This is a genomic window from Variovorax sp. 20P10.2.4 (assembly GCF_058244205.1).
Map to the genome: position 1 here is coordinate 1 of NZ_JBZAYE010000341.1, position 7,835 is coordinate 7,835.

Genomic DNA, 7,835 nt, shown 5'->3' on the forward strand with positions numbered 1-7,835 from the left:
GGCAACGGCCAGCGCGAACTGGTCGAGGCACTGGTCGGCCAGCGCCCGCGCCTCGCGGGCCGGGTGCGCGTGATGGGCACGCCCTACCGCGCAAGCCGTGCCGAGAACCGCGAACTCAAGGTGCGCAGCCTGCCCGAGGAACCGCTGCGCAACGCCTGCGTGGGCGACTTGAGCGTGGCCGAGAACATGGCGCTGCGCGACTTCGACCGTCCGCCGCTCGCGGCCGGCGGCCTGCTGCGCTTCTCGCGCTGGCGCGCACGGGCGCGCGAATGGATCGCCGAGTACGGCGTGAAGACCCAGGGCGAGGGCGCGCCCATCCGCAGCCTCTCGGGCGGCAACGTGCAGCGCGCCGTGCTCGCGCGCGAACTCGCGGGCGACATCAACGTGCTGATCGCGGCCAACCCCGTGTTCGGCCTCGACTTCGCGGCCGTGGCCGAGATCCACGAGCGCATCGTGCAGGTGCGCGAGAAGGGCGGGGCGGTGCTGCTGGTCAGCGAGGACCTCGACGAGCTGCTCGAGCTGTCGGACCGCATCGTCGTCATGAGCGAGGGCCGCGTGGTCCACGAGACCGCCGCCGCGGGCGCCGAGCGCCACGTGATCGGCGCGCACATGGGCGGCGGCCACTAGAAGGACATCGAACATGCAGATCGCACAGGCCCTTCCCTTTCCCTACGACTTCGACCCGAAGACCACCGCGCTCGTGCTGATCGACATGCAGCGCGACTTCATCGAGCCCGGCGGCTTCGGCGAGACCCTGGGCAACGACGTCTCGCTGCTCGAGGCCATCGTGCCGGCCACGCAGCGCGTGCTCGCCGCCTGGCGCGCGGCCGGCGGCCTCGTCGTCCACACGCGCGAGGCGCACCGGCCCGATCTCTCGGACTGTCCGCCGGCCAAGCGCAACCGCGGCAATCCCACGCTGCGCATCGGCGACGAGGGGCCGATGGGCCGCATCCTCGTGGCCGGCGAGCCCGGCAACCAGATCATCGAGGCGCTCGCGCCCGTGGCCGGCGAGATCGTGATCGACAAGCCCGGCAAGGGCGCCTTCTACGCCACCGAACTGCACGAGCTGTTGCAGGCCCGCGGTATCACCCACCTGCTGTTCGGCGGCGTCACCACCGAGGTCTGCGTGCAGACCAGCATGCGCGAGGCCAACGACCGCGGCTACGACGGCCTGCTGCTCGAGGACTGCACCGAGAGCTACTTCCCGGCCTTCAAGGCCGCCACCGTCGAGATGGTGCGTGCCCAGGGCGGCATCGTCGGCTGGACCGCGACCGGCGGCCAGCTCATCGAAGCGCTCGGCGGCGCATGAAGCGCGCCGCAGCGACTACCATTCGCCCCGTGTCGACCATCGCCCGTCCCCGCCCCGGCACCGAAGCCGCCGAACCCACCGCCCCCGCGTCCACGCCCGTGGCCGCCGACGCGGTCGTGTTCCGCACGCGCGCCGACGAGGTCTATGCGCAGCTCAAGCGCGACGTGGCCGAGTTCATCCTCGTGCCGGGCGACCGCTTCACCGAGAACGAGATCAGCGACCGCCTCGGCGTCTCGCGCACGCCGGTCCGCCAGGCGCTGTTCCGACTGCAGCAGGAGGGCTTCGTCGAGGTGCTGTTCCGCAGCGGCTGGCGCGTGCTGCCCTTCGACTTCGAGCAGTTCGAGCAGCTCTACGACCTGCGCATGATCCTGGAGACATCGGCCGTGCACCGCCTGTGCGAGGCCGACCGCCGCGTCGACCGCAGCCTGCTCGACGAGCTCGCGGCCATCTGGCTGGTGCCCGCCGCGCAGCGCAGCACCGACATGGCGCAGGTCGCGGCCTGGGACGAGGCCTTCCACTGCTCGCTGGTCGCGGCCGCCGGCAATGCCGAGATGGCGCGCGTGCATCGCGACGTCACCGACCGCATCCGCATCATCCGCCGCCTCGACTTCACGCAGCAGCCGCGCATCGACGCCACCTACGACGAGCACGCCAAGATCCTCAAGGCCGTGCGCGCCAACCGCGGCGACCAGGCCGCGATGCTGTTGCGCGCCCACATCGAGACCAGCCAGGCCGAGGTGCGCAAGATCACGCTGCACCAGGTGCACCTGGCGCGGCACGCGGGGCGCGCGCCGCGCTGAGTTGATGCACCTGCTTCAGGTGCCGTGCGATTACGGCGCGCCGAGGGGGGCGAACACCATCTGGGGAAGGCTTGTCAGGCCCACGGCCGTCATTCCATCCGGTGTCACCGCCAACTGGCGCCGGAGAAGACCGCCGAACTTGAAGGACTTCAACAGCGTTCCGTTGGCGGAATGGACCCAGACGTCCGCATTCGCAAGTCCGCCATCCACGCCGCATATCACACGGCCGTCCCTGGTGACCTTGACATTGTTGGGATAGGCCTCTCCGCCCGGCAGGCTGGCAATGAACGCCAGACTGATGGGATTCACGGAAGAACAGCGGTAGGGCGCGCCCGACGCGGTGTAGAGAGCGGTGCCGTCCGCATTCACGGCGATATCCTGCCCATTCGCGGCACCGTTGACGGCCCCCGATGCAGTGTTCGTCACCAGCAGGGTGCCGCCACCCATGGCGGAATAGTCGACATCGAACGCGATGAAGCCGGCGGGACTGAAGCCCGTGTCCTGCGCGAAAACCCTCCGGCCGTCGGACGAGGCGGCAAGGACCAGGCGGATGCCGCCGGGCGACAGTGTGTTGATGCTCAGGCCGTCCACGTACGCATTGCCGTCACCCGCGATGACGATGTTTTTGCCGTTGGTGCGGATCGCCAGCAAGCTCAGGTACGGATCGGCGCTCGATATCAGCGGCCAAGCTTCGATCTTCGATGCGGTCGCGAGGTCCACGACGGCGATGGCCTGGCCACCCGTATCCACCGCATAGAGCTTGCTTCCATCGGGTGCAACGGTCATCTCCGCCAGCGAGCCTCCGACGTTGGCGATGCTGCCGACCTTGGTGCCCAGATGCGCGTTGTAGATATCGATCGACGTGCCACCACTATGCGCGTAGACGTAAGGGCGGATCTTGTCGGCGACGATGTTTGTGTACTCGGCCGGCAGCGTGGTCAAGGCGGTCAATCCACTGGCGGCCTTCCACAACCCGACGTTGATGACCGCGGCAGCCACGTCCGGATTGGATGTCTTCAGCGTGACGGTCGCATAGCTTGTCTGGCCCGTGGGCGCCAGCTTCGGATCCGCAGTGAGCACCAGGCCCGGACTGGTTCCTGTCGTGCCATTGCCCGTCACGGAGAGCCAGGGGGCGCTGGAGGTGGCGGTCCAGGGCAGTGCGCCGCCGAAGTTGTCGGTGACCCGCACCGTTCTCGTGAGCACGGATCCGTCAGGTACGCTGGCGAAACCGATGCCCCACTCGGAGGGAAGCAGTTGCCGCTTGTCCCGATTCAGGACCAGGCTCACAGGCAGCGTGACCGTGTCGCCGTTGACTTTCGCCGTCACGGTCGCGAGGCCGGAATGGGTGCCTGGCGTGATGCCATTGAAGATCGGCGAGAAGCTCAGCGGCGTGCCGTTCGCATCGACGCTGCCGGACGTGGCGGCGGCGGTGACCCAGTTGGGCAGCGGCGTCGAGAGCGTCCAGGGCCACTTGTTGGTGCCCGTGTTCAGGCTCATGGAGAGCGATTGCGCGACCTCGTCCCGTCCCTTGGCGCCGCCCAGGATGACTGCCATGGATGGAGCGGACAGCGTGGGCTTCGTGAGCGTGAGCGCGGTGCCCACGGTCTTGCTCGGGTAACCCGCCGAAGCCAGCACGATGCTGCTGGTGTAGTCGCCAGAGGCCAGGTTGGACTTGCTGGCATCGACGCGGGCAGTCAGCGAGCCCGGGGTGGTGCCCGTGCCCGGCTGGAGCAGCAGCCATGGCGAGGCGGCGCTGGCCGTCCAGCTCGCGGGCGTGCCGTTGTCCAGCTCGAAATTCAGTGTTTGTGGCGGGATGGTCGCGCCATTCACCCCGGTGAAGGTGAAGGAGTCGGTGCTGACCTGGAACTGCGTGGCCAGCATTTCGAGCGTGAATCCGACCTTGGCTTCCTGACCGTCGGCGGAACGCACCACCAGCTCATCCTGGTAGATGCCGGCAGTCATGCCCTGCGTGACGAAGCGGGCCTTGAGCGTGGCCGGCAGCTGGCCTTCCGCCTGCGCGACCTTCAGCCAGCTGCTGCTCGTGGTGGCCTTCCAGGTGCCGTCGGGGCCGCCGACGTGGACGTCGACCTCGGGCGGGTTGGCGGCGCCCACATGAACGGTTGCACGCGTACCGGTCGGCGCGAGAGCCGACAGCGGCTTTGGCGTGACCGTGAGGTCGTAGGGAAGCGAAACCGGAGAGCCTGCGTACTGGCCGATGCACGCGGTGTCCTTGCACAGGGACACGGAGAACGTGCCTCTGTGGCGGCCTGGCGTCAGGCTGCCCGAGGTATTCAGGGTTGCGGCGAAGGTGACTTTGTCAATGGCGACGAGACGCAGGCCGTCGGCCTGTCTCAGGATCTGCTCGCGATCCAGGACCACTGCATAGACAGGGCCAGTGAACACGTCGGGGTTGGTGACGTTGACTTTCACCACATAGCTGGCGCTGGTGCCGGTCTGTTGGTTACCGGTGAGCGTGGATGGCGAGAAGGTGATGATGGGGTTGGACGCAGGCGTTTCCGGTTGACCCGTGGCGCCGGGAACACCACCCACGAGGCCGGGGAATCCTCCCCCACCGCCGCCGCCTCCACCGCCCCCGCAGGCGGCCAATGCCAGACAAAAGCCAACAATGGCCGTGAATTTCAGCTTCATTCCCTCGCCCCTCTTTTCCTCTGTCGCTCGAAGCCGCGCAGCGATGCATTGACGCATGCACGGCGGTTAATACTTATTCCGCAAAGTATCTCAGCTTTGCGAGCGATCGAAGTCGAGGCACCGCGCGATGGGCGAGGGGGACGCGAATCGCCAGGCGCGGGCGGGAGCGGTCGCGGGTCGAGGTGCGTGAGAGCGAGTTTGGGGGCGCGAATGCCGGGGCGCTTCGTGCCGAAAGTTGTTGTGCCATCCTCCTTTTGGAGGGGCTGAATCGCGGCGAGGCCGGCCGACCGCGCGGCTCAATCCGCCGTGATGTTCCCCTTCTTCACCACCGCCGCCCAGCGCTGCGCATCCTTCTGGATCAGCGTGCCGAACTCCGCCGGCGTCGAGCTCGCGGGCACCATGCCCTGCGACTCGAAGGACTTCGCGACCTCGGGCGACTTCAGCACCGCGGCGATCTCCTTGTTGAGCCGCGCCACCACGTCGGCCGGCGTGCCCTTGGGCGCGAGCACGCCGTACCACATGTCGACGTTGTCGGCGGTCACGCCGGCCTCGGCCAGGGTGGGCACGTCGGGCAGCTGCGGCAGGCGGTGGCTGCTGCCGGTGGCGAGCGCCTTGAGCTTGCCGGCCTGGATGTGCTGCAGCGCCACGTGCACCGGCAGGAACATCGCGTCGATGCGGCCGCCGAGTAGGTCGGTGACGGCGCCCGCGGTGCCCTTGTAGGGCACGTGCAGCAGCTCGGTGCCGGTGCCCTGCATCAAGAGCGCCATCGACAGGTGGTGCGGCGTGCCGACGCCGGGCGTGGCGTAGGTCAGCTGGCCCGGATGCGACTTGGCCGCGGCCACGAGCTGCGCGAGCGTGGTGGCCTTCTGCGTGTTCGGGTTGGTCACCAGCAGCAGCGTGCCCCAGGAGGTCAGCGACACCGGCGTGAAGTCCGCCACCGGGTCGTAGGCCAGCGTCTTGTAGAGGCTCTTGTTCATCACCAGCGTGTTGACCTGCACCATCAGCGTGTAGCCGTCGGGCTTGGCGCGCGCCACCTTCTCGCTGCCGATGTTGCCGCTGGCGCCGGCCACGTTTTCCACCACCACGGGCTGCCCCAGCACCGCGGGCAGCCGGGCCGAGAGCTGGCGCGCGATCAGGTCGATGCCGGTGCCGGGCGTGTAGGGCACGACCAGCGTCACGGCCTGGTCGGGCCAGGCATGGGCGGCCATGGCGCTGGCGGCGGTGAGCAGGGTGGCGAGGGTCTTGGTCAGAAGGCGCATGGTGTCTCCGTGGGCATGTTCTTGTGGGAAGGGATCAAAGGTACGAGGCGCGCTGCTTGAGCGCGGCCGGGTCGTAGCCGGCCACGCGCTTGTAGTTGTCCGAGATCGCCTGCAGCTCCTGCTGCGTCACGATCTCGTCGAGCTTGTCGAAGCGCTTGCCGCCCGAGCGCTCGAACACCTCGCGCAGGATGGTGTCGGGCGGATTGCTGCGGTTGGTCAGCACCACCTCGGTGGTGGCCTTCACGCGCACCCGGTCGTAGCTCTCGAGCGCGGCCTGGCCGACGCCCTCGCGCTTCATCGCGCCCGCGAGAAAACGCGCGTCGATGATCGCCTGGCCCGCGCCGTTGGAGCCGCGCGGCACCATCGGGTGCGCGGCGTCGCCCAGCAGCGTGAGGCGGCCGTGGGTCCAGCGCGGCAGCGGGTCCTGGTCGACCATCGGGTACTCGAGGATGGTGTCGGAGGCCTGGATCAGCGCCGGCACGTCGAGCCAGTCGAAGTGCCAGTCGGCGAAGGCGGGCAGGAAGTCCTCGAGCCGGCCGGCGCGGCTCCAGTCGCGCATCGCGGGCTGCGGCGCTTGGATCTCGGCCACCCAGTTCACGAGCTGGCGGCCCTGCGCGTCGATGTCGTTGCGGATCGGGTAGATCACCATCTTGCCGACCGTGAGCCAGCCCGCGCGCACCATGCTGCCGCCGGTGAGGAACGGTTGCCACGCGGCCGTGCCGCGCCACATGTTGATGCCCGAGTAGCGCGGCGCGCCTTCGTTGGGATAGAGCTGCTTGCGCAGCGCCGAGTGGATGCCGTCGCAGCCGATCGCCACCGCGCCGCGCACCGGCGCGCGGCCGTCGGCGAAATGCACCGTCACGCCCGCGTCGTCCTGCTCGACGCCGGTGCAGCGGTGGCCGCAGCGCACGCTGTCGGGGCCGAGGCGCTTCAGCGTCTCCTCGAGCAGCACGGTCTGCAGGTCGCCGCGGTGGATCGAGTACTGCGGCCAGTCGTAGCCCGCATGCCGGCCCGCGGGTTCGCGGAACACCAGCTGGCCGTGCTCGGTGAAGAACACCGCTTCCTGCGTGCGCACGCCGACCCGGTCGAGCGCCTCGAGCAGGCCCAGCTCGGACAGCTCGCGCACCGCGTGCGGCAGCAGGTTGATGCCCACGCCCAGCGGGCGCAGCTCGGGCACGGCCTCGTAGACGCGGCAGGCGATGCCGGCCTGGTGCAGGCTCAGCGCGAGGGTCAGGCCGCCGATGCCGGCGCCCAGGATGATGACTTCGTTGGATGCGGTGCTCATGGGGGCCGTATTGGGACCTGAAACGAGCCATAGGGGAAATTTAGATGTGATATGGATTTATCATGAATCCTTATGAACTTGAGCACGCGCCAGATGCGCGCCTTCCTGCAGGTGGCGCGCATCGGCAACTTCACGCGCGCGGCCGAGCAGGCGCACATCACCCAGGCCGGCCTGAGCATCCTGATCCGCGAAATGGAGAAGCAGCTCGGCTGCCGCCTGTTCGACCGCACCACGCGCATGGTGAGCCTCACGCCGGCCGGCCGGCGCCTGCTGCCGGTGGTGGAGCGGCTGCTGACCGACCTCGACGACGTGGCGGCCGAGCTCGGCGCCGAGGGCGACGCGGCGCGCCAGACCCTGCGCATCGCGGCCACGCCGCTGGTGTCCTCGCACCTGCTGCCCTGGGTCTTCGCGAGCTTTCGCGAAGCCCATCCGCAGGTCGCGCTGCGGCTGTTCGATGCCGACCTGCGCGACGTCGAGGCGATGGTGGAGGCGGGCGATGCCGACCTCGGCCTGGGCTTCTTCTTCAGGGCCGC

Annotated in this window: 7 protein-coding genes; 4 read left to right on the forward strand and 3 right to left on the reverse strand. The window is 68.9% G+C overall.

The window, feature by feature from the left end:
• The 3 genes from AC27VN_RS25985 to AC27VN_RS25995 all read left to right on the forward strand — a co-directional run.
• Window positions 1–627, forward strand: a 627-nt coding sequence (locus tag AC27VN_RS25985) for an ATP-binding cassette domain-containing protein (RefSeq protein WP_490878393.1), incomplete at its 5' end; no start/stop codon positions are given.
• Window positions 628–640: 13 nt separating this feature from the next.
• On the forward strand, window positions 641–1,309 hold the full coding sequence (locus AC27VN_RS25990) for a cysteine hydrolase family protein (RefSeq protein ID WP_203203771.1): 669 nt from the start codon (window positions 641–643) through the stop codon (window positions 1,307–1,309).
• A gap of 29 nt (window positions 1,310–1,338) precedes the next feature.
• Window positions 1,339–2,109: a GntR family transcriptional regulator gene (locus tag AC27VN_RS25995; RefSeq protein ID WP_490878394.1), complete on the forward strand. Its 771-nt coding sequence runs from the start codon at window positions 1,339–1,341 to the stop codon at window positions 2,107–2,109.
• Between the two features lie 30 nt (window positions 2,110–2,139).
• Here AC27VN_RS25995 and AC27VN_RS26000 read toward each other — a convergent pair whose 3' ends face one another.
• The 3 genes from AC27VN_RS26000 to AC27VN_RS26010 all read right to left on the reverse strand — a co-directional run bounded on the left by AC27VN_RS26000 (window position 2,140) and on the right by AC27VN_RS26010 (window position 7,302).
• The gene (locus AC27VN_RS26000; protein ID WP_490878395.1) at window positions 2,140–4,758 is read right to left on the reverse strand and encodes a YncE family protein; all 2,619 of its coding nucleotides are present in this window, start codon (window positions 4,756–4,758) and stop codon (window positions 2,140–2,142) included.
• A gap of 296 nt (window positions 4,759–5,054) precedes the next feature.
• The gene (locus AC27VN_RS26005; protein WP_093344055.1) at window positions 5,055–6,017 is read right to left on the reverse strand and encodes a tripartite tricarboxylate transporter substrate binding protein; all 963 of its coding nucleotides are present in this window, start codon (window positions 6,015–6,017) and stop codon (window positions 5,055–5,057) included.
• A gap of 34 nt (window positions 6,018–6,051) precedes the next feature.
• Window positions 6,052–7,302: a flavin-dependent oxidoreductase gene (locus tag AC27VN_RS26010; protein ID WP_490878396.1), complete on the reverse strand. Its 1,251-nt coding sequence runs from the start codon at window positions 7,300–7,302 to the stop codon at window positions 6,052–6,054.
• Window positions 7,303–7,374: 72 nt separating this feature from the next.
• Between AC27VN_RS26010 and AC27VN_RS26015 the strand changes: the two genes are divergently transcribed.
• Window positions 7,375–7,835, forward strand: a 461-nt coding sequence (locus tag AC27VN_RS26015; protein ID WP_490878397.1) for a LysR family transcriptional regulator, incomplete at its 3' end; no start/stop codon positions are given.

Coding starts and splice junctions, on each gene's coding strand:
- AC27VN_RS25990 (WP_203203771.1), top strand. CDS start 641: ATGCAGATCGCACAGGCCCTTCCCTTTCCCTACGACTTCGACCCGAAG.
- AC27VN_RS26000 (WP_490878395.1), bottom strand. CDS start 4,758: ATGAAGCTGAAATTCACGGCCATTGTTGGCTTTTGTCTGGCATTGGCC.
- AC27VN_RS26005 (WP_093344055.1), bottom strand. CDS start 6,017: ATGCGCCTTCTGACCAAGACCCTCGCCACCCTGCTCACCGCCGCCAGC.
- AC27VN_RS26010 (WP_490878396.1), bottom strand. CDS start 7,302: ATGAGCACCGCATCCAACGAAGTCATCATCCTGGGCGCCGGCATCGGC.